Raw genomic sequence first — 26742 nt, forward strand, 5'->3', positions numbered from 1 at the left:
CCCTTTTTTAACCATAATAAAATCCCCTCCAAGTAAAAGTGTAACATCCATGTGTATTCATGGTCTTTTTACACTGTCTACCTTAAGGGGATAATATCAATGTGGCGCTATCCCTAATAAGACACATGAATGGGACAGAGTAGAAATACTATATAACTATTTGCTACTTTGCCCCTGGTTACAGCGACCCTGGTACTAGGCCGTATTGGTTGACGAGCCTTTTCTTTTTTACAATAATATTGTATGAAAGAAAGGAGGCGGGAGCATGGAAGCGTATTTTCGAGCAGCAATCTTATCAGCATTTTTTGTACCAAAATCATTTTCTCAACCTTCCAAAAATAAACATTTCTTCCTCGCATGTTAGAATAAAGTATGTGAGTCTATGCAACCTAGAAAAACTGAATTGCTGCTTTTTATTTTGAAGAAAAAGGGAGGAGATGGCTATGAAGTCACCTGGGAGTGTAATTTTAGTTCATGAAATTTCCAAACTCAAAACAAAGGACGAGCTTTGGAATCCATATTCTTGGTATCAGTATATGAGAGAGAATCATCCTGTTTATTATGATGCAGATCAAGATGTATGGAATGTGTTTTTGTATGATGATGTGAACCGGGTTTTATCTGACTATCGTTTATTTTCAAGTAGAAGAGATCGTCAGCAATTTGCATTTCCACAGCAAGAAACGAGAGTAAATTTAAACTCTTCTGATCCTCCAGAACACCGCAATGTTCGTTCTATCGTTTCAAAAGCATTTACACCACGAAGTTTAACTGGATGGAAACCACATATACAAGCACTTGCAAATGAAATTATAGAAAAGCTAAAAAATCGTGATGAAATTGATATTGTAGAAGATTTAGCAGCCCCATTTCCTGTAACTGTCATTTCTAATTTGTTAGGTGTCCCTACAACAGATTTAAAAAAGGTCAAACTGTGGTCTGATATTCTATTCATGCCATATAGTCGAGAAAAATTTTCTGATTTAGATAAACAAAAAGCAATCGCTTTAAAAGAATTTAAAACGTATCTTCTTCCAATTGTACAAGAAAAACGATACCACTTAGCAGAGGACATTATTTCAGACCTAATAAGAGCTGAATATGAGGGAGAGAGATTGACAGATGAAGAGATTGTAGATTTTTCGCTTGGCTTACTTGCAGCCGGTAATGAAACAACTACAAATTTAATTATAAATAGTTTTTATTGTTTTTTAGTTGATAAACCAGGAACGTATAACGAATTACGTGAAAATCCAGATTATATTCCGCAAGCAGTTGAAGAGGTTTTACGTTATCGTTTTCCAGTCGTATTGGCACGTACAATAACGGAGGATACAGACATATTTGGACCAAGAATGAAAAAGGGACAAATGATTGTTGCATGGGTAAGTGCCGCAAACTTAGATGAGAAACAGTTCCCTAAAGCTAGCTGTTTTGATATACATCGACCAGGTAATGACAAACATATGACATTTGGAAAAGGGCCGCACTTTTGCTTAGGTGCACCACTCGCACGATTAGAAGCTACAATTGCTATAACAACTTTCATTAAACAACATAAAGAAATAAAACTTTCACCATCTTTTCAGCTAGAGAACTGTTTATTAGAGAATGAACAAACTTTGAAACATTTACCAATCCTTTTAAAGTGAAGGTACTATAGGGGGTAGACAAAACGAAAAAGCGGTAGTCGTTCTATCTAAAATATAGGATGACTATCGTTTTTTGTTCATAAAAATGGAGAACATAATTCGTATTTTACGAAGGAAATCTTGGGAATTTTAGATTTGTAAAAGTGAAAAACACACCTCTCTAAAACTTTAGAGAGGTGTGTTTTTCCTATTGAATAATTTGCTCTTGAATAGCCGGATCATGATTTGCCATCACATATATACAATTTTATCTCTTATTTAATGGACTTAGGGATTTGAGTAATGAATAGGTCCTTTTTAAGAAAAGCTCTCGTTCAATAAGTAAGAAAATTATAAATTTTAAAAAAGTAATTGATTATATTTTTATATCATCCTAGCATTGGAAATGTAGCAGATAATATTAGAGAAAGGAAGAAGAAATTATGAATATGAAAGTCGAAACTCTTCCCAAATACCGCATTGCATATGTGCGACAAGTTGGTCCATATGGTCCTGCAAATATTCAAGCAATGGAAAAGTTAAAGAAATGGGTTCAGGAGAAAAATCTTGTTAAATCGGCAATAATCCTTGGAATTCCACAAGATAACCCTGAAACAACACTTCCTGAAAACTGTAGATATGATGCTTGTATTGTGATTTCAAAGGATTATCAAATTGATGATTCAATTTGCGAAAGTGAACTTTCTGGTGGAAAGTATGTTATTTGCAAAGTCAAACATACAGCGGAAGATATTCAAAAAGCATGGGCTGAAATTTTTCCAGCTTTACACAACAGTGGATATCAAATTGACAACAAACCGATTTTAGAAAGATACACGAGTGAGATGATTAACAACGATTATTGCGAAATATGTGTACCTGTAAAACCATTATAGTTTGATTAGCACATTTTTACTTGGTGGATGCTTTATCATATCTATGAAACAAGGCCGTACTGTTTTATCCCATTGACCAATAAATTCATACGGGTTTATTTTTTATAAAATCAAAACTTAAATATACGGAAGAAGAATCCATTTTGATTCATCTATTTTCAAAGTGGATTCTTTTTACTTATCTTAAAATACTGGTTCATAAGTTGTTTTTGATTGAACGCCATTTAAAATCTACAGCTACAAAAGAATCTGGGATTGAGGGGCTTCAAGACTTATTGATCTAAATCTAAACTTCTTCTGTTATATCATATTTTAACAATTGTCGCTGGTCATAAAACTTCTCATAAATAATACCCATTAAATAGAAAAATAATAGACCAAAACAAATGTGGATGAGTGTAAATTTTACTCCAAATGAAGCAAATTCATATACAATAACCGGTAATTTTGCAGTTGTCCAAACTCCTAAAAAAAATACAACGTACCGTATGCTTGCTCCTTTTTTTAATAAAAGTGCCGCGATTGGAAAAGCAACATAGAGGGGACCAGCTGCAATTCCTCCTAATAATAGGGAGAACAAGATGCCATAGATGCCAGATTTTTTCCCCATATATTTAATTAATGTTTCTTTCTTCACCCACTGGTCAAGCAACCCTACGAATATTAAGACAGGAGGAAGTAGAAATAGCATATCTAAAATACTTTTTCCTGTTAATTGAAATGCGTTCCATCCCAACGATTGGTTTATAAAAGTCAATATAATGAGCCCCAATAGTAAAATGAAAAAGAAACGATATCTTCTTAATTCATTCATACCATCACCACCCAAATAATATACGAGAATATGAGAGACATTAACAATGCAGATGCATTACGAGAATAAGCAAAACTTCGCCCAAATATCTTTTGTTCCATCGGTAAAGTTGTGATTCCTACTGACATTAATGTAGACATTAATGCCGCAACTTGAGGGAGGCCCGCACCATTTTGGACTAATGTATTTCCAAGAGGAAACACAACAAAGCTTGGAATGAGTGCAACAGAGCCAATTATTGCTGAATAAACAATACCGATGAATCCAGATTTTTCCCCAATGATGGAAGAAATGAAGGAAGGCGTTAATATAGATAGTGATAGTCCAACGAAAAGCATAATTGATAGCATGGAAGGTATAAGATTACGAAACATGTTCCATGACTTTAATAGAGCATCTTTTGTTTTATTTCGATCTTTTATAAAAGAAATACTGATAAGCATAATAGCTATAGTGTAAAGGATAGCACCATTAATCATGATCAGACTCCTTCCATTTTTTATATTTGTTTAAGAAAAATGATAAATTCTTAATTTTTTCTTCAATATCTATTTGAAAATCTTCTAATTGCTTTTTTCCAGCTGTAGTAATTTTGTACATCTTTATCGGTTTATCTTGATCAGATGTATCCAAATAAGACTCAACAGCACCTTCTTTCTCTAATTTTTTTAGTGTGCGATATATGATGGCACTATCAATTGGATTGACGGGAAGCTCTTCTTCACATTTCTGCAGAAGTTTCCCTCCATAGCTATCTCCCTCTGTTAAAAACAGCAAAAGAAATGCACCTGTATGTCTTCCTGTATGTTTCATGAAATATACAACCTCCTAATTTAAGTGTAAAAAAGTTTTTTTCGTTAACATAACATCAAAATTATTACTGTTAATAACATTATACTGTCATTAACAGTAATGTGTTACTGACAGTATAGACTTAATATAATGTCATGTCAATTCAATTCAAAAAAATCACCTTTTAGTCAAACTAAAAGGTGATTTTTTGTGAAACTATATTAAAATTTTCTGGGTTATAATTAATGAATATCATGTTTTCTGAAATTACCGCCTTTTACTTCTGCTACGTCATAAACCGTAACAAAGGCATTTCCATCAATTTCATGAATAATTTCTTTCATTTTACTTTCTTCTAAACGGTTAATGACACAAGTGATTTCTTTAAATTGTTCATTTGAGTAACCGCCGTAAACTTCATTATAAGTTGCACTTCGGCCTAAGCGTTCTCGAATTGTCTCTACCATTAATTCAGGTTCTTTTGTGATAATTTTAAATGTTTTAGAACCACTTAAACCTACTTCAACGATGTGAATTACTTTAGAAGCAATAAAGTAAGCAATTGCTGAAAGAATAGCCCCTTCAAGACCAAATATTGTTGAGACAAAAATAAAAACAAACATGTTTAAAAATAAGATGAGGTCACTTGTCCCAAAAGGTAATTTTCGAGAAAGTAATACGGCTAACATATCAATTCCATCTAATGCGCCGCCATTACGCAATGCTAACCCCATACCAAAACCGATGATAATCCCACCAACAACGGTAACTAACAATGTATCACCGTGAATAATAGTTCGTACGTTGTGCATAAGAACAGTACCGATTGCTAGTGAAGCAATACCGATAACCGAATAAATAGCAAAATTTTTACCAATTTGCTTATACCCTAACCAAACAAAAGGGATGTTAATGACTGCAATTAGAAGTCCTAATGGTAATCCAAGTAGTTTTGAGCTAACGATACTTAAACCCGTCACACCACCATCTGAAACGTTGTTTGGGATTAATACCGATTCTAGTCCATAGGCTGTTATAAATGCCCCAATAATAATCATTAATATTCGTAAACCGATTTTTAGTTTATTGGGCTGGCGTTTTTTGCTTATACTCATATAATTCCTCCGTTTCAAACTATGTTCTCTTTTCATTACTACACACTTTTTAATCAGCCAGACTCATTCCTAATAACTATTCTAACATATTGTTATCAAAATACTTCTCAAGACAGCCCCTGTATATAGAAAATTTAACAATCCCTTCTAAAATGTAAAAAGATATCCAAATTTCTTTTGATTTTTGTCAAAACGGATTAAACCAAAAAAATCTGAAAGATATGATTGAAGATGATAGTGATTTGCTGTATTCATAAGCATTTCTTATATACATCCTAAAGTTTTGGCTCATTTTAGCAAAATGAAAGATATTGTACGATTAACTTAAGTATGAAGTGAAAGGAAATGATGCCAATGCTTACATTTCGTCGTGTCGATGTAGAAAAAGATAAACAGACTATCATTAGATTTTTTACAGATACGGGTGAAGGAGAAGAATTGGAGTTTAATGAAAATGAATACATAAAGTATGCAAAACAAAAGCAAGTGAATTTTCCTGAAGGGTTTGTTCTATTGGAACGTGATCAACATGCAGTTGGAGAATTAGTGCTTCGGTATGATAACTATGAAGGACAAGAGATTGGCTATGTAAGTTTTGTGTATGTAATTCCTGAGGGTCGCGGGAAGGGATATAGTAATCAACTTTTTCAATATGCTGAGGCTCAGTTTAAAAAGCGTAATTTACTTGAATATCATCTGCGTGTTGCACAGTCCAATTTAAGAGCTATTAAATTCTACGAAAAACAAGGACTCGAAATAATAGGGGAAGAGCGAAATTCTTACAATCAACGTTGTTGGAGAATGGGGAAAAAGATGTAGATAGGCAATTGAATTATAGGTAAAAAATGTGTATATAGAAATTCATAAAGCGGTGGTCGTATTGGAACGGAAACTTCCTAATAAAATTCATATTATAGGCTCTGTCGGAAGTGGGAAAACAACTTTAGCAAGAACATTGTCTTCGCAGTTACATATTCTATATTATGAGCTAGATAATGTTGTTTGGCGAAGGTCTAAAAATGGAGATATAAGAAATACTCCTGAAGAAAGAGACGAGCAACTGAATGATATTGTCAGTTCAAATGCGTGGATTGTTGAAGGTGCTCATCATAAATGGGTATCTCAAAGCTTTCGACATGCAGATATGATCATATTTTTAGATGTGTCTCTTTCTAAAAGGATATATAGAATAACAAAGAGATTTATTTTGCAATTACTAAGACTTGAAAAGGCGAACTATAAGCCGAACTTTAAAATGTTTCTGAAGATGTTTAAGTGGACGAACGATTTTGAAAGGGAGAGTAGAGCAGAGATTTTGTATATGTTGAGTCAGTATAACGATAAACTTTTTGTTTTAAAAGATAACGGAGAAGATGATATATATGAGATCCTGTCACATGCCCATCAACTTAAGAAAAGTAACCACCTCCAAAACGAAAAAATGAGCTGACTTCTCAAAATAATTAACTGTAGAGAAAGAAAATTTTCATTTAGGGGGTACTTCAAAATCTTAGCTTGATGGACATGCAGTCGATCCCCTAGATTATTTTAAATGAGAATAGTAGAAATTTTATAGATGCGCTTCAGAATTCATTAACAATTTAACCGATTGAGGATATAAATTAATACCAAACAAGATTAAATAAACAATTTAGGAGTGTTATATCATGTCATTTGGAATTGATGTCAGTCACTATGAAGGGAGAATTGATTGGAATCAAGTAAAGAATGATCCTAACCAAGTAAACTTTATGTTTACAAAAGTAACAGAGGGTTCTAAGCAAGGTACCAATTATGTAGATCCAACCTTTCAATACAATATAAATGGTGCTAATAATGTTGGCATACTGACAGGAGCTTACCACTTTTTTCGAGCAATCTCTGTTGATGATGCTAAACAAGAGGCTGCTTTCTTCATTCAAAATTTAAAGAGCGTAACATTAACTGCACCTGTATTTGTGGATGTAGAAGTCAATGATGGAAATTTAGATCCAAATACATTAACAGATGCTGTGAATGCATTTTTAACGGAATTAAAAAATGCAGGATATACAAATAACGGAGTTTATAGCAATCTATATTTCTTTGAAAATAGTCTAAATCCTTCACGTTTACAAAAAAATACGTTATTGTGGATTGCGCGTTATAATGAAAGAGGTGCAGGAATTAATTGCGATATTTGGCAATACACAGATAGTGGAAAAGTACAAGGGATTAATGGGAATGTCGATTGTAATATATCCTATATAGATTTGAATATCAGTAATAATAACGGAATTAGTAGCACCTATATAGGAATTGCTACAATCACAGGTGATAATGTAAATTTAAGGGATCAACCTTCTATGAATGGCAATGTGATTCGTAAATTACGTCATAATGAGTCATATAAAGTATTTTACGAACAAAATGGATGGTTAAACTTAGGGGGAAATCAATTCATTTATTACGACCCTAGTTATATAGATTATAAATTACTTTCTATATGTTCTGATTGTTAAACAATGGACAGGCTCAAAATAGTATACGCTACGATTGTGAAAATCTCTAGTAATAGAATAGAGGGTACAACACATGCCCATCAAGCAAATCTAACAAATGTTATGAATTTGAAATAGAGTCACGATGTTTGTAAAAAAGACGCGAAGTTTTGAATAAACTTTTTTATAAAACTGAAAGATTATTTAAAAGAAAGGATTCATTTTGACTAAACTATATCCAAAATGAATCCTTTTAATTTACTGTAAAATACTTGTTTACAAGATACTTTTGATCAAACTTTATTTCAAAGCAACAATTATACATATTAACATATTGGTGTCATATAGAGGAGAGCGTCCCAGCCTCGCGAACCTGGCGGGCTACGATCTGCACGAATTCTTCACGGGAAGCGGTTTCCTCTGGTGCACCTGCCTCCACCTTCGTCTCTATGTTCATCCACACTTTCTTAGATTTATAGCGTTTGACGAGGTCGAACACCTCGGTCAGCAACGTTATCTGAGCGCCAGAACTCGGGCGCTGTTCTGGGTACTGCGGCTTGGTCTTTGAGCCACAGTCGAGCGTACGAACCTGATCGAGTGTAAGGTCTTTCATATACTTGCCGACGTATGGGTACTCTGGATCGTCAGCAAATGTTGTATTGAATGAATAGAAAAATCTTTTTTACTTTTAAACAGTTGTTAAACTCTATGGTGGTTATTTTTAAAAATCCAGAAATATTCCCGCTAGGTAAGACATATGAAATATATTTGTCCTGTTATAAAAATGTTTTAGACCGAACATCGTTGGTCTAATTAGATTTCCCTATTCTTATTTTTCTACTTTAGTAAAATAAAGATTTAGACTGATGACTAAGTTTCATTTCGTGAAGAAAGTTTTTATTAAAATAAAGTAATAGACTAAATAGCAGATATGCGATTTTTATACGGGAAATAAGGCCAATTCTGAGAAAGCATACTTAATAAAACAAGTATGTATACATTCTTGCATAAAGCTTCCAAAAAAGAAAAAGGCTTAATTCTTGATGAATAAGGTATTAGTCTCTTTGCTTACTACGTATAATTAGATATTACATTAGCTTCACATGAGTACAGAATTCTATATTTTAGTTTCCAAAATAAGGAGGGGAAGAATGCAAAAAATCATGTTTTTAGGTATGAGTTTTGTGCTATCTATACTTTTCATTCTGTAACAGTTACTTCAATCGGCTCAGCTACAATATGCCATTCCTTCCCAAGCATTTGGAAAGTATGCATCGCAAATACATTCACTGTTCCGGGCTTCAATGCTTGAATGGTACTGCCTTCAATTTTCACTTTGTCTTCTCCGCTGTTCACAAAGATAGTAGTCGGAATGTTCTCTCTTTTATCCTCACGATAATTTACTTTGGATTTTATTTGTATAGTCGCTGTTTTTCCTACTTTCAGGTTTACTTTTTTATTCGGGATTTCCAAACGAATCGGCGCATCCGTCAGCCACTGCATATAGTCCGTGATCGGTCCGACAACGCCGGCCTGCAAGGCTTCTCCAAACGGATTCTCGTCCCTGAACGTCCAATGCATATTCAGAAATCCGCGCTGACGCATATATTGGATAAATTCCGGATACAGGCTACCGTAGCTTGCATTCAATGTCGCGTTCATGCTGGCGCCGTACTGCATCATCTGCTGAGCCTTCTTCAGCTTACTGTCTAGTGTGGAAGGAGGGCCAGCGGAGTAAAGATAGCCGGTTCCGACTTCACGGTTGAGACTGCGAACGTTTCTGATATGGTTGGCATCAAAGCTTTGAATCACTACGTTATCAATCATTCCCGCTTGCTCAATTTCCTGCATCACTTGCTTCTCGATGCCGCTCGCCTTAAGCTCGACAAGCAGAACCACATCTTTCCCCTTAAAATCATTCAAAAACTCTTCAAAGGTAGGTACCTTTTCACCTTGGAATTCGGGACTGAATTTGATACCGGCATCCAATGTGCGAATCTGTTCAAGCGTTAAATCCTTTACATAGCCCGTGCCGTTCGTTGTCCGATCCACATTATAGTCATGCATAATGACCAACTTTCCGTCCTTCGTCATCTGCACGTCCGTCTCAATCATATCCGCACCTAATTCATAAGCTTTTCGATAGGAAGCCATCGTATTTTCAGGCGCAAGGGAAGGTACGCCACGATGTGCCGCCACGACCGGGCGCTGCACAAGTGTATTTTCTGGATATTGTCCCAACGCTTCAATGGAGGCTTCAGGTTTCCCTGTCACAATGCCGTCCACTCCAAGATGAATGAGCGTATGGGCGGCTTGCACATCCTCTGCGCCGCTTCCCCAAACGGAAATTGCGCGGCTATGTAAATAATGAACCGCATCAGGGCTCAGATTTTTTTGCGGCATTACCGCAACCATCGCATCGCTTTCATGAATGTCACGCACGAAAGCGGCCATATCATCCTTATTGAAGGATGACTTGGTGTAACGAAGGGCACCGCGAGCCGTTTTAATGAAGCCGCGCATTTCTTTCACGATGGCGGGATTGCTGGATAAAATCTGAAAATCCTGCGTCTGTGTTGCTTTCATGATATTCGCGAGACCTTCAATATCCGCATGTTCTTCCACCTGAACAACCGGAATGAATTTGCCTTTTATGTTTTCTAGAGCTTTTTCAATAGGAGCTCCGTCAACAACCCATTGCCCCTGCACGTTCCGCTTTGCCTGCAGGAGAACCGAAGATGCGCCTTCTTGTGCAACAGATTGCGAGATGATCGTAGGGGGGTTCACGATATTCGTTTTCGCTTCTTTCGGAAGAAAAGCGTTTGTTTTCGCTAAAGGAGGAAGTGCATTCGGATATTCATTCACCTTTACATTATCAAATTGAACCGTCGTACCATTTGCTTGAAAGCCAACATCCCCGTTTGCCCATTTCCCGGCTTGATCCGTATCAATCACAAGCTGCCCATCGATGAACTGCTGAACACGATTGCCGCTTGCGATCACTTTGATATGATATGTCTTATTGAGAGCCATATTTTCCGGGTAAAAATTCGTTTCCGGCACGACCCACTGATTGCTTTCATTCCGAATGGCGAACTCCAGCCCGTTCATCGCCGTAGTGCCTCTACGCATAGCGGATTGATAATACGGATAAGAATTGGGCTGTACACGATACATCAACGAAGCCCATCTGCTGTCTTCCACCGCGCTTTGAAACGTCATATCCGCTTCAAAAACGTAATTCCCTGATTGATCTCCTAAAGGAATCACTACTCTGGCAGGGGCGGTAGAAGAAGGAGAAGATAATACTAGCTTGCCGTCTACGACCTTAGCATCTCCCTGTACAAGCTTCCAGCCGGCAGGCAGTAACCCGTTGGCGATTTGGTCGAAATTCTCCTGTGTGAGAGTTTGCTCCGCGGCATGAACCTTGGTTGAACTGTCAACCGGAGCCATCCATATACTTCCGAAAATACTTGCCGATACTAAAACAGTTGCAACTTTTTTTGAATTTCCCGTGAATTTCGATGTCATCACTAGTCTCCTTTTTATTTAGTAGAAACATTGTGACTGATTGGCGGGTGTTCTTCTGTATTTCTAATAGATAGAGTGAGAAGAAATACATACGTTTCCTATGAAAATATTACTTGATGAAGTTAAATGTGAGATTAATGTTTTGCAAAGATATTGTAAAGATTTGACAGGGGGCTGAGAAGTGAAAGAAGCGGGCATGACTGTGTAGCTGCATTCCTGAATGAAAAAACAGGGTTTTTGGTTCTGATGCAACTAATCTCTAAATCTTATACATACTGATACTATCATTCTGAAACAGTTGGTGCTTTAGCAGTAGCTTCTTGAGGACCTAACCGAATTGATGTTTTTACAAGTGAAATTGACAACCAACTGAAGCATCATTGGTTTACCTAATCGTGACTAGTAGATTAGCTTCTCTAGACATTGAGTTCGTTTAAATGTTTAACAATATATATTAATATGTGCCCTTGTACTAGATAAAACACAAATATAACTTATGTGAGTGTTTTCGGCTTCGGACAAGGCGTGTCTTTTGACAAGTCAATTGTCCGACATATGTTAAAACTATAATTAGAAAAATACTGATATCTTTGGAACCCTTTTTCTTAGATGGATAGACAGTAAAACCCTCACTTAAGTGAGGGTTTTACCGCCTAGAAAGACCTATACAAATAAGCTTAGTAATAAAGTAAATCCTAATCCAGATACGGAAATAATAGTCTCAAGTAAGGTCCATGTTGCAAATGTTTCTTTCATGCTTAAACCAAAATATTCTTTGAACATCCAGAAACCAGCATCGTTCACGTGTGAAGCAATTAAACTACCAGCTCCTGTTGCAAGGACAACTAAAGCAAGGTTAACGTCTGTGTTACCTAACATCGGAATCACTAAACCGACAGTTGTTAATGAAGCAACTGTAGCAGACCCTAAGGAAATACGTAAGATAGCAGCGATAATCCATGCAAGCAAGATTGGTGATAATGAAGTATCTTTGAATAATTCGGCTACATAGTTACCAACACCGCCATCAATTAATACTTGTTTGAAGGCTCCGCCTCCACCAATGATTAAGAGCATCATCCCGATATTTGAGATCGCTGTTGTACAAGATTCCATTACGTTTTTGATTGGAATATTTCTTGCCAATCCCATTGTATAGATAGCAACTAATAAGGATATCAACATGGCAGTATCCGCATTCCCAATGAACTCGATCGCTGCTAGTAAACTATTATCTTTAAATCCCATTGTTTTTTGCAACAAAGTAATAATTGTAGCGATTGCCATTAAAATAACAGGTAGTAAAGCGGTAAAAACACTGATTCCAAAACTAGGTGTGTCTTCAAGTTTAAATACTTTTTGTTCACCTAGAGATTTTATATTACCAGTTTTTTTGAATGCGTCGGGTACTAGCTTTTTCGCAATTTTTGTGAATACAGGTCCAGCTAAAATAACCGTTGGAATGGCGATAATAAAACCATAAAGTAATACTTCACCAAGGTTTGCACCAAGTTCACCAGCAATAGCGGTTGGCCCTGGGTGCGGCGGCAAAAATCCGTGTGTCACAGATAACGCTGTTGCCATCGGAATACCGAGATACAAGATCGAAACTTTTAATTCTCTTGAAATAGCAAATACAATCGGAACTAATAATACTAACCCTACTTCAAAAAATAATGCAATACCGATAATAAATGAGGCAGTCACGACAGCCCATTGAATGTTCTTCTTACCGAATTTGTCTACAAGAGTCATGGCAATGCGTTGTGCGCCCCCGGCATCTGAGAGCAACTTACCTAACATCGCACCAAGTCCAAAAACGAGTGCTAAATGGCCAAGTGTGCCGCCTAATCCTGCTTCAATCGTTTTTACAATTTTTTCTGGTGGCATTCCAAGTGCTAAAGCAACACCGAACGATACAATGAGTAATGAAATAAAGGTGTTTAATTTAAAACGCATGATTAATACAAGTAATGCTAAAATCCCAATTGCTACAATGACTAATGGCATCGTAATTTCCCCCTAATATTAGCTTTATTTGTGTTTTATCCCCTATTTTTGTACAGTAAGCCCCCAACCTCAAAATTCAATGAGAGACAAGGAGTGGGGGACCACTGATAAAATTTTTACTTTATTAAGCCTCTTTGATAATTGGCAATTCGTGTATAATCTTCTTCTAATGCTCTTGATAGGTTGATAAATATCGGCAGTAATTGTCTGTATTCTTTTGTTGCTTCTTCTTTCGGTGTGTGTTTGTAGGTACTGCCAATCATTTCGGAAACGATTTCAAAAGAATCGATTTTTCCTGTGGCATAGAGACCTAAAATACATGCACCTAGACAGGAACTTTCGTAGCTTTTTGGAACAACGACTTCAGATGCGAAAATATCAGACATCATTTGTCGCCAAACGTCAGACCTTGCGAAGCCTCCTGTTGCCTGAATACGGGTCACAGGACCGTCCATGCATTCGGTTAATGCTAAAAATACGGTGTACAAATTATAAATAACGCCTTCTAAGGCTGCTCGAATCATATGTTCCTTCTTATGTGACATCGTTAAACCGAAGAAGGAGCCGCGTACATCTGGATTCCATAATGGCGCACGTTCACCTGCGAGGTATGGATGGAATAATAATCCGTCTGAACCAGGTCTCACACGTTCAGCAATTTTGGTTAATACATCGTATGGATCAATTCCTAGTCTTTTCGCAGTTTCTACTTCTGATGAGGCAAGTTCATCGCGAATCCAGCGAAGGACCATTCCTCCATTGTTTACCGGTCCACCAATTACCCAATGTTTTTCCGTTAAGGCATAACAGAATATTCTTCCTTTTTTATCTGTTTGCGGCTTGTCAATGATGGTTCGAATGGCACCACTTGTCCCAATTGTGACCGCAATCTCGCCTTTTCTAATTGCATTAACGCCTAGATTAGAAAGCACTCCATCACTGGCACCAATGACAAACGGTGTTTGTGGATCAATACCAATCTTTTGGGCTAAATCTGGATTGCAGTTGCTATATATCTTGGTAGTTGGTACGAGCTCAGATAATTGAGCAGGTGTTATACCAGCAATTTTTAAAGCTTCTTCATCCCAATCTAGTGTGTTTAGATTCATCATACCCATGCATGAAGCGAGGGAATGATCGACAACATATTGATCAAAGAATTTTTTAAAGATGTATTCTTTTATTCCAATATATTTTTTCGTTTTGGTAGCGATTTCAGGATGGTCATTCACAATCCAAGTAATTTTACTTAACGGTGACATGGGGTGAATGGGTGTTCCTGTTCGTCTATAAACTTCATGGCCATTCAGTTCATCTTTAATTTTATGTGTCCATGCCTCACTGCGATTATCTGCCCAGGTGATACAAGGTGTCAGCGGATGGTCATTTTCATCCATGGCAATGACACTATGCATGGCGCTGCTAAATGAAATAAACGATGGTTTCTTATCTGAATGATGTTTCGTTATATTTGAAATCACTTGCAAAACAGCTTGGAAAATCTCTTCTGGATCTTGTTCCGCTGTGGAAATATCCGGTGTGCGAAGTGGATAACCAATATTCTCTGTTTGGATGACTTCGCCTTTTTCAGTAAATAATACTGCTTTAGTACTTGTTGTACCAATATCTATACCTAACATATAGCTACTCATGTTCTTGCTCTACTCCTTTAGATAACATTTGTTGTGACATCCAGAGGTCTTCAACTTTCCCTTGAACATCATCAAAGTTTTGATGTAAGGCCTTAATCATGAGGGATCGATCTTTTGTTTCGATTGCTTTTATATAAAGCTCATGATTTTTGATAATCCGTTCAAAGTCTTCGTACTTTTCCTCGAAACGGGTACGCATTGATAAAAGGATGAAGCTTTCCATAACAGGCTTTAAATTATTCCAAATCATCAGGATGTAGGAATGCTGAATGGTGCGAATAATCGTTTCATGGAATAAGAGATCTTGATAAGAAAACTCATCAGCATCATGATATTTAATGGCGATTTTCATCATTTCAATAATTTTATTCAGTTCCTTTGCTAACTCACTCGTGTCCATCTTTACAAGCCGTTCAAAGATAAACGTTTCTATGAGTAAACGGACATCATATATTTCATCGATTTCTTTTTCGGTTAAACCAATGACAACTGCACCCATTCTTTCTAAGCGAATGATATTTTCAGAAGCTAGTACTTTTAATGCTTCACGAACGGGTGACCGGCTTACAGAAAAATCGGCAGCTAATTTATTTTCCGATAGAATGGTACCGCTTTCAATTTTACCTGAAATAATACGCATTCTAAGTTCGCTTGCAACACGATCACCAGTAGAAGCTTTTGAAAGCCATTTTTCAGGATAAAGAAATTCCATTGATTCCGTCATAACGTCACCTCATGTTAATCAAGTATACTTGTATACAAGTATTATAACTCGGATTTTTAATTATGCAAGCGCTTTAATTTCATTTTGCCCAGATTCCCTTCAATATTCGTCCAAGTTTTAACTAAAAAGCAAGATCGAAAATAGGTGGAATAAAAATATATATAAATTGGTATCCTTTAAAAATTCATCATCAGAATATCGTAGAGTAAAGGATTTATATGCTGAAAAATAAAGTGAAACTTCTATTAAAAGGTTCATATAGTTGAATAATAAAAGGAAAAAAGTGTTCAAATCATACTAGATTGAAAAAGAGGATGTTACGGTTCTATAACGAAATAGGTTTAGAAGATAAAGGGGGCGATATGATGAACATGAAAATGAAGAACGGTTTGGAGAATAGGTGTAAAAAACTATAATGAAAAGGAGTTTTTCTATTGAAGCAAGCGTTGCTTATTATTGATGTTCAACAAGAATTAGTTGATGGAAATGATAAAAACAAAAGTGTACTGAATAAAGACGTATTATTAGATAATATTAATTTGGTTATTAATAAAGCATTAGAATCACAAATTTTAATCATCTTTATAAGGGATAAAGATGTTGCTGACGGCAAAGGTCCGGGGTTTCAAATACACTCAAAAGTAAAAGTACCAGCCACTGCAAAAATATTTGATAAAGCGGCTACAAATTCGTTTTATGGTACGCCATTAATGGGCTTTTTAAAGGACAATGAGATTGAACATCTTGTTATCATGGGATGTAAAACAGAACATTGTATTGATACAGCGGTTAGAACTGCAACGGTGAATCATTTTGATGTTACTTTAGTTGGGGATGGTCATTCGACGACAGATTCTTCAACTTTATCTGCCGAACAGATAATAAGCCATCATAATGAAATACTTCATGGTCATTACAATGTTGACAATTTTTCTGTCGTTCGGACTACTCAAGAAGATTTGTTTCAACCAATCCATAATAATTACCGGTAAATCGTCATTTACTCATTTAACTTGAGAAGCTCGGAAAAACATGATTGATCTTCGGCGATTGGGTGCGATTGTCGAAGAACACAACTTATATTTAACTGTAGTGCTTTGAGAAAAAAGACAAATCCTTTAAAAATTTTCTAAGTAGTTTGTCATTACCTTATACAGATATTTTAAAAGTACGCATACCAAATAACCCCTGAATGGAATATTTGAAGCATTGTCCGATTCTTAAGTAAAGGAATTGCTTAGAATTTATAATGTGTTAATTGGTAATCAAATAAAATTCTCTTCTAAAAATGAAAGTATGGATTAAATTATAGTATGTAAATCATATGATTTTTTAGGAGGAAATAACGATGAGCATGAAAACAATGAACGCTGTATTAGGATCAACACCAGAACATTACAATAAATTAGGTCTTAAAAAAGGACAAATAGAAAAATGGGAAGACGGTATGCGTACGGATGGAAGTGAAGGGACTTATGAATGGTGGTACTTCGACGCTCACTTGAATGATGGTTCAAAACTGGTCATTGTATTCTTTACAAAACCATATATTGAAAGTAACAAACCACTTACTCCTTTTGTTACTTTCAATCTTGATCTTTCTGATGGACGTACTATCAAAAAAATCTATCAGACTTCAGAGCAAGCCTTTTTCGCCTCTAAAGATCAATGTGAAGTCCGTATTGGACCAAACATCTTCAAAGGCGATTTAAATACCTATCAAATCCATATCGAAATTGATGATGTCTTGGCTGACATCACGATTAAAGGTGCGGTTCCCTCTTGGAGGCCAGAAACTGGTCATTGGTTCTATGGAAACGGTGAAGAGAAGTATTTTGCCTGGTTACCATCTGTTCCTTATGGAATCGTAGAAGCAGACATAAAAATAGATAATAATATTCAGCATTATATTGGTACTGGATACCACGATCATAACTGGGGGAATACTCCCATGATGGAGCTTATGAATAACTGGTATTGGGCGCGTGCGCAAATTGGGGATTATACAGTGATCGCTTCATTTATAACAGCTGAACAAAAGTACGGATACGAAACATTCCCTATTTTCATGCTGGCTAAAGAGAATGAGATTATAGTTGATAACGAAAGAAACGTTCGTTTCACGGCATGTAATAAATATGTAGACTCTTTTACTGGAAAACCAGTAGCAAACACGACTGTGTACGACTACAAAGATGATACACACCATTACACCATTACATTTGAACGAGAGAAAAATCTTGTGGTCCAAAAATTTATAGATGAATTAACAGGAAAAATAAAAGAAGCAGCTATACAGTCAGGCTATGATGGGGCTTATCTGAGATTCACTGGTGATGTTCAGCTAGAGCGATTTGAAGGTGATGAAGTGGTGGAAACACTGAACGAAGAGGCGATATGGGATCTTATGTATTTTGGGAAAGTTCGACAGTAACTTGTTTTAAATAAAAAGATCCACGGTTTTCTTTTTAACAACTGTGGATCTTTTTATATTATTAATTTAATGGCCAAAATCTTCAATACTATTGACTCTATATTTACCAAACAGGTCTTAACTTCGATGACAATTTACCTTCATTTGCTTCATATATTAATTTTGTTAAATCTTCTTTGAGCATTTGTATTCGTTCAGCGCCTATGTTTTCCATCCAACGCCCTTCAATCTCAGTTAGTATCTTATCTTTTGCTTTCACTGCTAACCAACCTCGTTCGGTCAAAACAATAATTTTCCCTCTCTTATCAGTGGGATGAGTTTGGCGCATTACATAACCACTTTTCTCAAGAGAATCCACCATTTTACTCACAGCTTGCTTTGTAATTCCTAAATATTCGGCTAGTTCTATACCTGTCGCTCCATCAGGGATGATACGTTTAAACATAAAACCATGTGCAGGTCTAATATCTCCAAATCCTAATTTACTCATTCTGTCATTTAGTTCATCAATCAATGTACTAAAGGATAATGACAAAAGTGATGTAAGATCCAATTCACTAAATACTTGATGATTCATACATAAAACCTCCTTGAATAAAGTCAATTAGGTTGACTTTATTTGAATCCCATTGTACTATGTGTAACATAGTCAATCAAGTTGACTATAATTAAGTTATGAAAGAACTAGAATTCACCGAAATAAAAATTAATAAATTATGGAGGGTTCTCATGGCTAATATCGTTAAAATTAGAGGGAGTGTATTTGCACCGTATGCTTGGTTGGAACCTATTAAAGATCCTGCAACAGGAAAGGTATTCGAATATACTGGTGATGCACGTGAATTTACACCATACGCTGTAAACACAATGCGGTCAAGATTAGAGCAAGAAGTGATTATTGATTTTTATAAAAAAGAAATTTTCACATATGCAGATGCCTGTATCGTAACTGTAAAAGTTACAAATCCAGATGGTTCTATTGATTATAAAAAAGGAAAAACAGGTACAGAAAACATTGTATGTACGAATGTTGTGTGGGGCGCTGATGAAGTTTCTTTTGAAATGAGGGCAAGTGCCAGCAATCCTTTAAATACAGCAGCACCTGCGGCTGACTATTTATTAACTATACGTGTTAACAAAAGTGGTGTTGCTCATATTGAAGGTTCCCATGATGGGTTCCCTTGCTATGAATTTTATAAACAAACAGATTTTGGTCCATTTGAATTAATATATACACATGATTTCAGAGAAACTGGTGACATTCCAGAAGCGCTAGCTGGCGAAATGGAATACAGTTTTAAAACGACAATCTAGATATAAATATGAACCAGAAGAGTATCGCTATTTGAATAAGAAGCAGCAAATATGAAAGGAAAAGCAATTGATTATGCGAAAGAAATTGCGACCTGTTTTGCTCAATGGTTCAATGTTATGTATTACCCAAAATAAAATTAGAATTACAGAGGTGGTTCTCATGACTAATATCGTTAAAATTAGAGCAAGTGTATTTATTCCAATGGCTTGGACTGAACCTAAGAAGGATATTCAAACAGGAAACGTAATCCAATTCGAAGGTGACTCACGTGAATTTACACCTTATGCTGTAAACGCTATGCGTTCCAGGGTTGAACAAGAAGTAGTTGTAGATTTTTACAAAAAAGAAATTTTCACATATGCGAATACTGGTATAACAACAGAAAGAGTCACAACTCCAGATGGTTCCGTTAATAAAAGAACAGGAAAAGCTAGTACAGAAGGTATTTTGTGTACTGATATTGTATGGAGTTCTGATGACGTCAAATTTCAAATGAGTGCAAGTGCTAGCAACCCATTAAATGTATATGCACCTCCCGTTGACTATCTATTAACCGTACATGTCAAAAAAGATGGTATTGTCGATATTCAAGTTGCACATGATGGATTTCCTTGTTATGAATTTTATAAGCAAGTAAATTTTGGTCCGTTTGAACAAATTCATACACATGATTTCAGAGAAACTGGTGATACACCTGAAGCGCTAGCTGGAGAAATGGAGTATAGCTTTAAAAAGATATTGTAAAGTCAAGGGGTTGCCACATTGTCATCAAACCAAGATACATTTGTATTCATAATAGGAATATTGTCGGCAAAATGAGAATACCTAACATTAAGTAAATTTAGACAAGAAATACTATAGGTTTTATCCCGCTATTCGCGGGCAGTAAGCTCCCCACCTTAAGATTGAGAGAGAAGCGAAAAAGATAGGTGGGGGATAACTGCCCGTAAAAGCCTGATTGGACGGGCTTTTAATCAGTGGGGGATGAAGAAAACCCCCACTGTAAAGAGAATGAGTTAGATGGACTGCAATGTAATGTAGATGGAGATTGTTAATGCTATAAATACTTGATGATTCATACATAAAACCTCCTTGAATAAAGTCAATTAAGTTGACTTTATTTGAATTCTATCGTAATATAAACAATGTAGTCAATTGAGTTGACTACATTGTTTTTGTTATAAAAGAAATGAGATACCCATTTTTAATGAGTAAATATAGAACAACGTAAGAATGAGTAGTAGGAGGAAAAGAAAATGACAACAGTTTTATTTGTAAAAGCAAACAATCGTCCAGCAGACCAAGCGGTTAGTGTGAAATTATACGAGGCTTTTTTAGCGAGCTACAAAGAATCACATCCAAATGATACAGTGGTAGAGCTTGATTTATACAATGAAGAATTGCCATATGTAGGAGTAGATATGATTAACGGCACTTTTAAGGCTAGTAGAGGACTTGATTTAACAGCAGAAGAAGCAAAGGCGGTAGCTGTTGCTGATAAATATTTAGATCAATTCCTTGCAGCTGATAAAGTTGTGTTTGGTTTCCCATTATGGAATTTAACAATCCCAGCTGTATTACACACATATATTGATTACTTAAACCGTGCGGGCAAAACATTTAAATATACGCCAGAAGGTCCAGTAGGTCTTATTGGAAATAAGAAAATTGCATTATTAAACGCACGTGGCGGTGTATATTCTGAAGGGCCAGCAGCTGAAATGGAAATGGCTGTTAAATATGTAGCAAGTATGATGGGCTTCTTCGGTGTAAAAGATATGGAGAAAGTAGTAATTGAAGGTCACAACAAATTCCCAGATAGAGCAGAAGAAATTATTGCAGCAGGTCTTGAAAAGGCTGTTAAAGTAGCAAGTACGTTCTAATTAACAAAACATTTGTCACTCAATATAGCAGTACCAACACGTTTATAGCGGTGGTACTGCTTTTTTATTCGCTTATTTAGCTACTTTTGGGCAGTAAGAACATTCTTAACTTATTAAACGATAGAAAGCAGGATTACATTACAATGGAACGTTTATGGACAAAAAGCTATATAATGCTGACAATTACAGCATTATTACTATTTAGTGGTTTTTATTTACTAATGCCAACACTACCTATGTTTATTAAACAATTAGGTGGAAGTGAATCTCAAGTTGGATTCATTATTGGAGTGTTTACAATATCGGCAGTAATTTTTCGTCCTATTATTGGAGGATTAATGGATCGATATGGTCGACGTGTATTTATAATAAGCGGACTACTATTTTTTGCGATTACAATGTATTTTTACGATTGGATAACAGGAATTATATTTTTAGTGGTATTACGTATCCTTCATGGAATCAGCTGGGCAATTGCTACAACTTCGATCGGAACGGCTGTGACTGATGTTATTCCACAATCTCGTCGTGGAGAAGGAATGGGATGGTATGGACTTGCAATGACTTTAGGTATGGCTTTAGGACCAATATTAGGTCTTTGGGTAGCGAAATCATTTTCATTTCATTATCTATTTCTTCTATGCACAGCATTAGCACTTATTGCATTCATACTTGCGCTTGGTACAAAAATACCAGCGGTTCAACATACATCAAAAAAACCAATATCATTTTTTGAAAAAACAGTCTTACCAATCGCTATTGTTACATTTTTCCTATCTATTACTTTTGGTGGCATTACAACATTTTTACTACTGTTTGCAGCAAAAATTCAAGTTAATGCTGGCACTTTTTTCTTAGTTTATGCTGTCACACTTACAGTAATTAGACCACTTGCAGGGAAGATATCCGATAAACATGGAGAAGGGGTCATTATTGTTCCTGCACTTTTTACACTGATAATCGCACTATTAGTCCTAACAATGACAAAAGGGCTTGTTGGACTAGTTATTACAGCTATTTTGTACGGAATTGGATTCGGATCAGCACAACCGGCTCTTCAAGTAGCAACTATACGATTAGCTCCACCAGAGAAAAGAGGGGTAGCGAACGCTGCATTCTTTACTGCTTTTGATTTAGGGATTGGTTTAGGCTCTATGATTCTAGGATTTGTTTCACAGCTCATGGGATATCAAATGCTATTTATTGTTTGTGCTGTATCTGGGTTTATTAGTCTGTTAATGTTTATTTTGTTTGTAAAAAAGACATTAAAATAACTTTTTAAATTATGGAAAAAGCGCTATTCTTTTTGGAGAAATGTATAAAAAGGATGGCGTTTTTTTGAACCTTTCTATTTAAGATGAGTTTCAATAAAAGGAGTTGAATGAAAAGCAAAATGGAAAGAATATTATTGAAGTATTTGACTAAATTTACAACGTTTAACGAAGAAGAACAACAAGCAATCGTTAAAGATATACTTATTGAAGAATATAAAAAAGGAACAATGCTCCTTAGACAAGGAGATGTTCCTACTAAATGTTATTTCGTATTGAAGGGGTGTGTTAGGCAGTATTCTATAGATGAAACGGGAAAAGAGGTCACATCTAATTTCTACACAGAAGAACAAGCAATTGCGAATTTCAATTATCATAAACAAGACAAGTCATCGGTGTATTCTTTAACTTGTGTAGAAGACTGTATATTGGTCGTTGGTGACCTTGATACCGAAAAGGACATGTATAACAAATATACACAATTGGAAACAATGACACGCAAGATGATTGAGGAAAAACTAGGTGACATGCAAGATGAAATGGCTTCATTTATTGCATCTACACCTGAAGAACGCTATAAAGCACTATTGCAGAAACGACCTCATTTAGTCAATCGTGTACCCCAACATCAGTTGGCAAGTTATCTTGGTATTACCCCAGAGTCATTAAGTAGAATTAAGAAACGAATCTATGAAAATGGTTTTTAGGAAGTTGGGACTTTTCCTCCCTTGAACAGCAACCATATACCAAAGCCCAATTCTCCTGCAATCATTGGCACAGTAAATATAAATGTAAGTATTGAAATGATGCCATCATATTCTGGAAGAAACGTGTTGCATAAGTGAATGACAATGTAGCCTATTGAAGCAAGCAACAATAAGATGCTAACGACTTTTGGTATGCTGTCTGATTTGAAAGCTAAATAACCAACAACCATGAGATGCCCACCAAAAATGATTAAACCAATAGACCAAATAGATTCAAATGCTTCCAAAAATAGCATCGTCTGTGCTTGAAGTTGATCGGTTGTAAATAATGATAAATAGTCTTTATTTTTCGTGAGAAGTAACACAAATATCAAATTCAGTATGGCAATTCCCAATATAGTCGCATAGGTAAGACGAAGCCACGCACCGAGCAATGAAAGGTTTTTATGAATGGGCTTCAAGAAGATATAGAAAGCCCAGGCGACCACAATGTCACTTATTAGGATGATGACCCAACCAAAGATTTCGGCTTTGAAAAGGATATTTGATGACATGATGTTGTGAAATGTAGCGCTAGCATTGCCCTGCACAACAAGGCTTTCATGGGCAATGCCATAGGAAAAAAATGCAGCAAGTGTCATGATGATAAGTGATATGCCAGCAGTTAGAGCGGATTTTCGCTGATCCGGTTGTTTTTTTACTATGATAGCCATAAGATAACCCCCTATATTACATTGTTAATTTTCATTTTAATGGGAAGGTGATGACTGGTCATTGACTTAAATCAAGAGTGGAAAGCTGTCTGTTCTCAAAGGAAGCGACGTATGATAAATTTATATTATCAGAATTTACAGAATAACTGTCGTTTGGTATTCCGTTAAAGGGCAGTTTAGTGGAACAAGAAACAGGAATCTTAGGGATATCTGTTGAATGTTTTTTACTAACAATTAAAATGGAGTGGACTTTTAATGGAATTTATTATTAATAGTGAATGTTTTAATAAAGCAATATCGGATGTTAATAAAGCAATATCTTTAAAAACACCTTTTCCTATTTTGTCAGGTATTAAGATTACCGCTAATAAAGATTGCTTAATCCTTATAGGAAGCAACTCGGATATTATTATTGAAAAAGTTATTCCTTTGACGATAGATGGAGTAAAGGTATTGGAAGTTAATGAAACTGGTAGTGTTGTATTATCTGCAAAATATTTAAGTGAAATTGTTAAGAAATTACCAGATAAAATACATTTAAAAGTAAACGAGAAGCAAATAGTTACCCTGCAATCCGATGAAATTATTACCAGCCTTAACGGTTTTAATTCTGAAGAATATCCAAGTCTCCCGCAAATTGACGAAACCAAGCACATTAGAATCCCTAGTATTGAATTAATAGAAATGATTAAACAGACTGCTTTTGCAGTATCAAAAAGTGAAACCAGACCAGTCTTGACAGGAGTTAATATGTCATTCAAAGAAAACCACCTTACGTGTGTTGCAACGAATTCCCATCGCTTAGCATTAAGAGAACTTACAATAGATTCAAATGTAAATGGTTCATTCATTGTTCCAAGTACAAGCCTAAATGAACTTATTAAGTTAATTCATAATGAATCTGGATTAATACATATATTTGTAACGGACAGCTATATGGTATTTAAATCAAATACTACATCTCTTTTTTCACGATTAATTGAGGGGAACTATCCAAACGTTTCAGGATTATTACCCAAAAATTCGAAGACAATAATTACTCTTGACACAAAGCAGCTATTAAAGGGTATTGATCGAGCTTGTCTTTTTGCAAGTGAATGGAAGAATAACAATATATATTTAGAAATAAAAGATGGTACTAAAATAAAGATTTCTTCTAACTCATCAGAAATAGGTAGAATAGAAGAAACACAAAATATAAAGGGTATTGATGGTGAGACGGATTTAAGTATCTCGCTTGATGGAAGTTTTTTAATTGATGCTTTAAAAGCAGTAAAAGAAGAAGAAATAAGATTAAGTTTTGGTGGTTCAATGAGACCCGTCTTAATCGAACCTATTGAAAATTCTTCTTATCTTCATCTTATTTCTCCAGTTCGGTCATATTAAAAAACTAGGCTCTTATTGTACTAACGGGGGCCTTAACGGAACAAGGGAACTCCAAAATGGAGGTTCCCTTGTTGTTTAGATGGTGAGGGAATTATCAACCTTGGAAATATTAACGATGCCTCATTTTCGGATATTATCGAAGGGGAGCGGGCAAAAAACCTTGTAGATGGATTTTCACGAAGAGTGGCAGTAGAGGAACTATGTAGAAAATACGGATATCGCAAACGATTTGGAAAATAGATAGGAAAACGAGTGCCACGCAAAACGTGTACAGTAAAAAAAGATGGACCAAAACAGTTTCTTACTGTTTTGGTCCATCTTTTTTACCATTCCTTTGGCTCATAGTTCAAGTCTTGGAATAATCGATTGCGCTCTTTTTTAGATAAGTCTCTCCATTGTCCAACGGGTAGATTACCTAAATGAATATTCATAATTCGAGTTCGCTGTAGTCTATAAACATCGTATCCAAGCGCTTCACACATGCGACGAATTTGACGATTTAGTCCTTGTGTTAAAGTGATTTGAAAAACATATTTAGAAAGTTGTTCCATCTTACAAGGCAGCGTTTTCGTACCTAAAATTTTTACACCTTCAGCCATTCGTTTTAAAAATTCAGGAGTAATCGGCTTGTCTACTGTAACAATGTATTCTTTCTCATGCTTATTTTCAGCACGTAAAATTTCATTGACTATATCACCGTCGTTCGTAAGGAGTATTAAGCCATCTGAATCTTTATCTAGTCGCCCGATATTAAAAACTCTTAATGGATGATTGACTAAATCAACAATATTACCCTTAACATTTTTTTCTGTTGTACTCGTAATACCTACGGGTTTATTTAAGGCAATATAAACATAATTTCTTGCCATCCGTATTGGGTTACCGTTTACACGAACATCATCCCCAGGCTCGACTTGGCTGCCTATTTTCGCAACCTTTCCATTTATCGTGACTCTTCCTTCATCGATTAATTTATCTGCACCGCGTCTAGATGCTTTTCCGGATTCACTAATGTACTTATTAATACGCATGTTAAACACAACCTTAAGTAGAGAGTTAATAGTATTAGAATATTGGTTTCACATAAGATTTTCAAGGGCTTATTAAAATCTTATGTAGATTAGTATCGGTGGTAGCATAAATGACGTAGACTTTTTATCAAAAAATTGGCAAGAAAACTCCATCTTCAAAACGTGCAGGACATAGCCCAGTTTAAGGTGGAGATGAATTGCCATCGCATTTGTAAAAATATTTTCGTAGCATGGCGAATATATGTTCTTTTTGATTGTTTTGTAGTATCATGAAGGAAAGAAGGAGGTGAACATGATGACAAAAGAAAAAGAATATGCAACCTATCAAATTTGGATCAAGAAAGGTCATAAATTATA

Annotated in this window: 25 protein-coding genes and 1 pseudogene; 14 read left to right on the plus strand and 12 right to left on the minus strand. The window is 35.7% G+C overall.

Annotated elements, in window-relative coordinates; all coding sequences use genetic code 11:
• Positions 1 to 443: 443 nt before the first annotated feature.
• On the plus strand, positions 444 to 1652 hold the full coding sequence (locus tag LRP84_RS20085) for a cytochrome P450 (protein ID WP_230576706.1): 1209 nt from the start codon (positions 444 to 446) through the stop codon (positions 1650 to 1652).
• A 422-nt stretch (positions 1653 to 2074) separates the two neighbouring features.
• Positions 2075 to 2527: an AraC family transcriptional regulator gene (locus tag LRP84_RS20090; protein ID WP_230576707.1), complete on the plus strand. Its 453-nt coding sequence runs from the start codon at positions 2075 to 2077 to the stop codon at positions 2525 to 2527.
• 286 nt (positions 2528 to 2813) lie between these two features.
• Here the strand turns inward: LRP84_RS20090 and LRP84_RS20095 are convergent, their stop codons facing one another.
• The 4 genes from LRP84_RS20095 to LRP84_RS20110 form a co-directional block, all read right to left on the minus strand.
• Positions 2814 to 3341 carry a permease gene (locus LRP84_RS20095; RefSeq protein WP_230576708.1) on the minus strand — a complete coding sequence of 176 codons (528 nt, stop codon included), beginning with the start codon at positions 3339 to 3341 and terminating at the stop codon, positions 2814 to 2816.
• Positions 3338 to 3820 carry a hypothetical protein gene (locus tag LRP84_RS20100; protein WP_230576709.1) on the minus strand — a complete coding sequence of 161 codons (483 nt, stop codon included), beginning with the start codon at positions 3818 to 3820 and terminating at the stop codon, positions 3338 to 3340. The genes LRP84_RS20095 and LRP84_RS20100 overlap by 4 nt, the downstream gene beginning before the upstream one ends.
• Positions 3813 to 4154 (minus strand): PadR family transcriptional regulator, encoded by a 342-nt coding sequence (locus LRP84_RS20105; RefSeq protein WP_230576710.1) that lies wholly within the window; start codon positions 4152 to 4154, stop codon positions 3813 to 3815. Before LRP84_RS20105 ends, LRP84_RS20100 begins: the two co-directional genes overlap by 8 nt.
• 221 nt (positions 4155 to 4375) lie before the next feature.
• A complete protein-coding gene (locus tag LRP84_RS20110) occupies positions 4376 to 5248 on the minus strand; it encodes a YitT family protein (protein WP_230576711.1) in 873 nt (290 codons plus the stop codon).
• 354 nt (positions 5249 to 5602) lie between these two features.
• On the opposite strand from LRP84_RS20110, the gene LRP84_RS20115 reads away from it, so the two are divergent.
• From LRP84_RS20115 to LRP84_RS20125, 3 genes are all read left to right on the plus strand, one after another.
• Positions 5603 to 6067 (plus strand): GNAT family N-acetyltransferase, encoded by a 465-nt coding sequence (locus tag LRP84_RS20115; protein ID WP_230576712.1) that lies wholly within the window; start codon positions 5603 to 5605, stop codon positions 6065 to 6067.
• Between the two features lie 52 nt (positions 6068 to 6119).
• Positions 6120 to 6698, plus strand: a complete 579-nt coding sequence (locus LRP84_RS20120) for an AAA family ATPase (RefSeq protein WP_437438798.1) — start codon at positions 6120 to 6122, stop codon at positions 6696 to 6698.
• Between the two features lie 217 nt (positions 6699 to 6915).
• On the plus strand, positions 6916 to 7749 hold the full coding sequence (locus tag LRP84_RS20125; RefSeq protein WP_230576714.1) for a GH25 family lysozyme: 834 nt from the start codon (positions 6916 to 6918) through the stop codon (positions 7747 to 7749).
• Positions 7750 to 8068: 319 nt separating this feature from the next.
• Here the strand turns inward: LRP84_RS20125 and LRP84_RS20130 are convergent, their stop codons facing one another.
• The 5 genes from LRP84_RS20130 to LRP84_RS20150 all read right to left on the minus strand — a co-directional run bounded on the left by LRP84_RS20130 (position 8069) and on the right by LRP84_RS20150 (position 15645).
• Positions 8069 to 8341, minus strand: a complete 273-nt coding sequence (locus LRP84_RS20130; protein ID WP_230576715.1) for a PI-PLC domain-containing protein — start codon at positions 8339 to 8341, stop codon at positions 8069 to 8071.
• Positions 8342 to 8928: 587 nt separating this feature from the next.
• On the minus strand, positions 8929 to 11259 hold the full coding sequence (locus LRP84_RS20135; RefSeq protein WP_230576716.1) for a glycerophosphodiester phosphodiesterase family protein: 2331 nt from the start codon (positions 11257 to 11259) through the stop codon (positions 8929 to 8931).
• Between the two features lie 663 nt (positions 11260 to 11922).
• Complete coding sequence (locus LRP84_RS20140; protein ID WP_154711749.1) at positions 11923 to 13269, minus strand: GntP family permease; 1347 nt, start codon at positions 13267 to 13269, stop codon at positions 11923 to 11925.
• 116 nt (positions 13270 to 13385) lie between these two features.
• Positions 13386 to 14921 carry a gluconokinase gene (gntK, locus tag LRP84_RS20145; RefSeq protein ID WP_230576717.1) on the minus strand — a complete coding sequence of 512 codons (1536 nt, stop codon included), beginning with the start codon at positions 14919 to 14921 and terminating at the stop codon, positions 13386 to 13388.
• Positions 14914 to 15645, minus strand: coding sequence for a GntR family transcriptional regulator (locus LRP84_RS20150; protein ID WP_230576718.1), 732 nt, complete (start codon positions 15643 to 15645; stop codon positions 14914 to 14916). Before LRP84_RS20150 ends, gntK begins: the two co-directional genes overlap by 8 nt.
• Positions 15646 to 16079: 434 nt before the next feature.
• Here LRP84_RS20150 and LRP84_RS20155 point away from each other — a divergent pair, with 434 nt between their 5' ends.
• Positions 16080 to 16637, plus strand: coding sequence for a cysteine hydrolase family protein (locus tag LRP84_RS20155; protein ID WP_230576719.1), 558 nt, complete (start codon positions 16080 to 16082; stop codon positions 16635 to 16637).
• 356 nt (positions 16638 to 16993) lie between these two features.
• Positions 16994 to 18079, plus strand: coding sequence for a carotenoid 1,2-hydratase family protein (locus LRP84_RS20160; RefSeq protein WP_230576720.1), 1086 nt, complete (start codon positions 16994 to 16996; stop codon positions 18077 to 18079).
• A 103-nt stretch (positions 18080 to 18182) separates the two neighbouring features.
• Here LRP84_RS20160 and LRP84_RS20165 read toward each other — a convergent pair whose 3' ends face one another.
• A complete protein-coding gene (locus LRP84_RS20165; RefSeq protein ID WP_230576721.1) occupies positions 18183 to 18656 on the minus strand; it encodes a MarR family winged helix-turn-helix transcriptional regulator in 474 nt (157 codons plus the stop codon).
• Positions 18657 to 18808: 152 nt separating this feature from the next.
• Between LRP84_RS20165 and LRP84_RS20170 the strand changes: the two genes are divergently transcribed.
• The 5 genes from LRP84_RS20170 (at position 18809) to LRP84_RS20190 (ending at position 23255) form a co-directional block, all read left to right on the plus strand.
• Positions 18809 to 19393: a DUF3238 domain-containing protein gene (locus LRP84_RS20170; RefSeq protein ID WP_230576722.1), complete on the plus strand. Its 585-nt coding sequence runs from the start codon at positions 18809 to 18811 to the stop codon at positions 19391 to 19393.
• A gap of 160 nt (positions 19394 to 19553) precedes the next feature.
• Positions 19554 to 20138, plus strand: a complete 585-nt coding sequence (locus LRP84_RS20175; protein ID WP_230576723.1) for a DUF3238 domain-containing protein — start codon at positions 19554 to 19556, stop codon at positions 20136 to 20138.
• 512 nt (positions 20139 to 20650) lie between these two features.
• On the plus strand, positions 20651 to 21277 hold the full coding sequence (locus LRP84_RS20180) for an FMN-dependent NADH-azoreductase (RefSeq protein WP_230576724.1): 627 nt from the start codon (positions 20651 to 20653) through the stop codon (positions 21275 to 21277).
• 143 nt (positions 21278 to 21420) lie between these two features.
• On the plus strand, positions 21421 to 22551 hold the full coding sequence (locus LRP84_RS20185; protein ID WP_230576725.1) for an MFS transporter: 1131 nt from the start codon (positions 21421 to 21423) through the stop codon (positions 22549 to 22551).
• Between the two features lie 119 nt (positions 22552 to 22670).
• On the plus strand, positions 22671 to 23255 hold the full coding sequence (locus tag LRP84_RS20190) for a Crp/Fnr family transcriptional regulator (protein ID WP_230576729.1): 585 nt from the start codon (positions 22671 to 22673) through the stop codon (positions 23253 to 23255).
• Here the strand turns inward: LRP84_RS20190 and LRP84_RS20195 are convergent.
• Positions 23252 to 23968 (minus strand): DUF4386 domain-containing protein, encoded by a 717-nt coding sequence (locus LRP84_RS20195; RefSeq protein WP_230576726.1) that lies wholly within the window; start codon positions 23966 to 23968, stop codon positions 23252 to 23254. The genes LRP84_RS20190 and LRP84_RS20195 overlap by 4 nt on opposite strands.
• Before the next feature lie 255 nt (positions 23969 to 24223).
• On the opposite strand from LRP84_RS20195, the gene dnaN reads away from it, so the two are divergent.
• Positions 24224 to 25354, plus strand: coding sequence for a DNA polymerase III subunit beta (gene dnaN / locus LRP84_RS20200; RefSeq protein ID WP_230576727.1), 1131 nt, complete (start codon positions 24224 to 24226; stop codon positions 25352 to 25354).
• 66 nt (positions 25355 to 25420) lie between these two features.
• A pseudogene (locus tag LRP84_RS20205) lies at positions 25421 to 25594 on the plus strand (SPASM domain-containing protein); the annotation flags it as partial.
• 83 nt (positions 25595 to 25677) lie between these two features.
• Here the strand turns inward: LRP84_RS20205 and rluF are convergent.
• Entirely contained in the window at positions 25678 to 26394 is a 717-nt protein-coding gene (gene rluF, locus LRP84_RS20210; RefSeq protein ID WP_230576728.1) for a 23S rRNA pseudouridine(2604) synthase RluF, read from the minus strand.
• Between the last annotated feature and the right edge of the window lie 348 nt (positions 26395 to 26742).

The sequence above is a fragment of the Bacillus rhizoplanae genome, from assembly GCF_917563915.1.
In the GTDB taxonomy this organism is placed as follows: domain Bacteria; phylum Bacillota; class Bacilli; order Bacillales; family Bacillaceae_G; genus Bacillus_A; species Bacillus_A rhizoplanae.

What these genes read in the sequence shown, in the direction of transcription:
- LRP84_RS20130 (WP_230576715.1), bottom strand. Translation starts at nt 8,341, where the DNA reads ATGAAAGACCTTACACTCGATCAGGTTCGTACGCTCGACTGTGGCTCA.
- LRP84_RS20195 (WP_230576726.1), bottom strand. Translation starts at nt 23,968, where the DNA reads ATGGCTATCATAGTAAAAAAACAACCGGATCAGCGAAAATCCGCTCTA.
- LRP84_RS20140 (WP_154711749.1), bottom strand. Translation starts at nt 13,269, where the DNA reads ATGCCATTAGTCATTGTAGCAATTGGGATTTTAGCATTACTTGTATTA.
- dnaN (WP_230576727.1), top strand. Translation starts at nt 24,224, where the DNA reads ATGGAATTTATTATTAATAGTGAATGTTTTAATAAAGCAATATCGGAT.
- LRP84_RS20110 (WP_230576711.1), bottom strand. Translation starts at nt 5,248, where the DNA reads ATGAGTATAAGCAAAAAACGCCAGCCCAATAAACTAAAAATCGGTTTA.
- LRP84_RS20115 (WP_230576712.1), top strand. Translation starts at nt 5,603, where the DNA reads ATGCTTACATTTCGTCGTGTCGATGTAGAAAAAGATAAACAGACTATC.
- LRP84_RS20150 (WP_230576718.1), bottom strand. Translation starts at nt 15,645, where the DNA reads ATGACGGAATCAATGGAATTTCTTTATCCTGAAAAATGGCTTTCAAAA.
- LRP84_RS20185 (WP_230576725.1), top strand. Translation starts at nt 21,421, where the DNA reads ATGGAACGTTTATGGACAAAAAGCTATATAATGCTGACAATTACAGCA.
- LRP84_RS20090 (WP_230576707.1), top strand. Translation starts at nt 2,075, where the DNA reads ATGAATATGAAAGTCGAAACTCTTCCCAAATACCGCATTGCATATGTG.
- LRP84_RS20180 (WP_230576724.1), top strand. Translation starts at nt 20,651, where the DNA reads ATGACAACAGTTTTATTTGTAAAAGCAAACAATCGTCCAGCAGACCAA.
- LRP84_RS20190 (WP_230576729.1), top strand. Translation starts at nt 22,671, where the DNA reads ATGGAAAGAATATTATTGAAGTATTTGACTAAATTTACAACGTTTAAC.
- LRP84_RS20125 (WP_230576714.1), top strand. Translation starts at nt 6,916, where the DNA reads ATGTCATTTGGAATTGATGTCAGTCACTATGAAGGGAGAATTGATTGG.
- LRP84_RS20100 (WP_230576709.1), bottom strand. Translation starts at nt 3,820, where the DNA reads ATGATTAATGGTGCTATCCTTTACACTATAGCTATTATGCTTATCAGT.
- LRP84_RS20105 (WP_230576710.1), bottom strand. Translation starts at nt 4,154, where the DNA reads ATGAAACATACAGGAAGACATACAGGTGCATTTCTTTTGCTGTTTTTA.
- LRP84_RS20085 (WP_230576706.1), top strand. Translation starts at nt 444, where the DNA reads ATGAAGTCACCTGGGAGTGTAATTTTAGTTCATGAAATTTCCAAACTC.
- LRP84_RS20135 (WP_230576716.1), bottom strand. Translation starts at nt 11,259, where the DNA reads ATGACATCGAAATTCACGGGAAATTCAAAAAAAGTTGCAACTGTTTTA.
- LRP84_RS20175 (WP_230576723.1), top strand. Translation starts at nt 19,554, where the DNA reads ATGACTAATATCGTTAAAATTAGAGCAAGTGTATTTATTCCAATGGCT.
- LRP84_RS20160 (WP_230576720.1), top strand. Translation starts at nt 16,994, where the DNA reads ATGAGCATGAAAACAATGAACGCTGTATTAGGATCAACACCAGAACAT.
- LRP84_RS20165 (WP_230576721.1), bottom strand. Translation starts at nt 18,656, where the DNA reads ATGAATCATCAAGTATTTAGTGAATTGGATCTTACATCACTTTTGTCA.
- LRP84_RS20095 (WP_230576708.1), bottom strand. Translation starts at nt 3,341, where the DNA reads ATGAATGAATTAAGAAGATATCGTTTCTTTTTCATTTTACTATTGGGG.
- LRP84_RS20170 (WP_230576722.1), top strand. Translation starts at nt 18,809, where the DNA reads ATGGCTAATATCGTTAAAATTAGAGGGAGTGTATTTGCACCGTATGCT.
- gntK (WP_230576717.1), bottom strand. Translation starts at nt 14,921, where the DNA reads ATGAGTAGCTATATGTTAGGTATAGATATTGGTACAACAAGTACTAAA.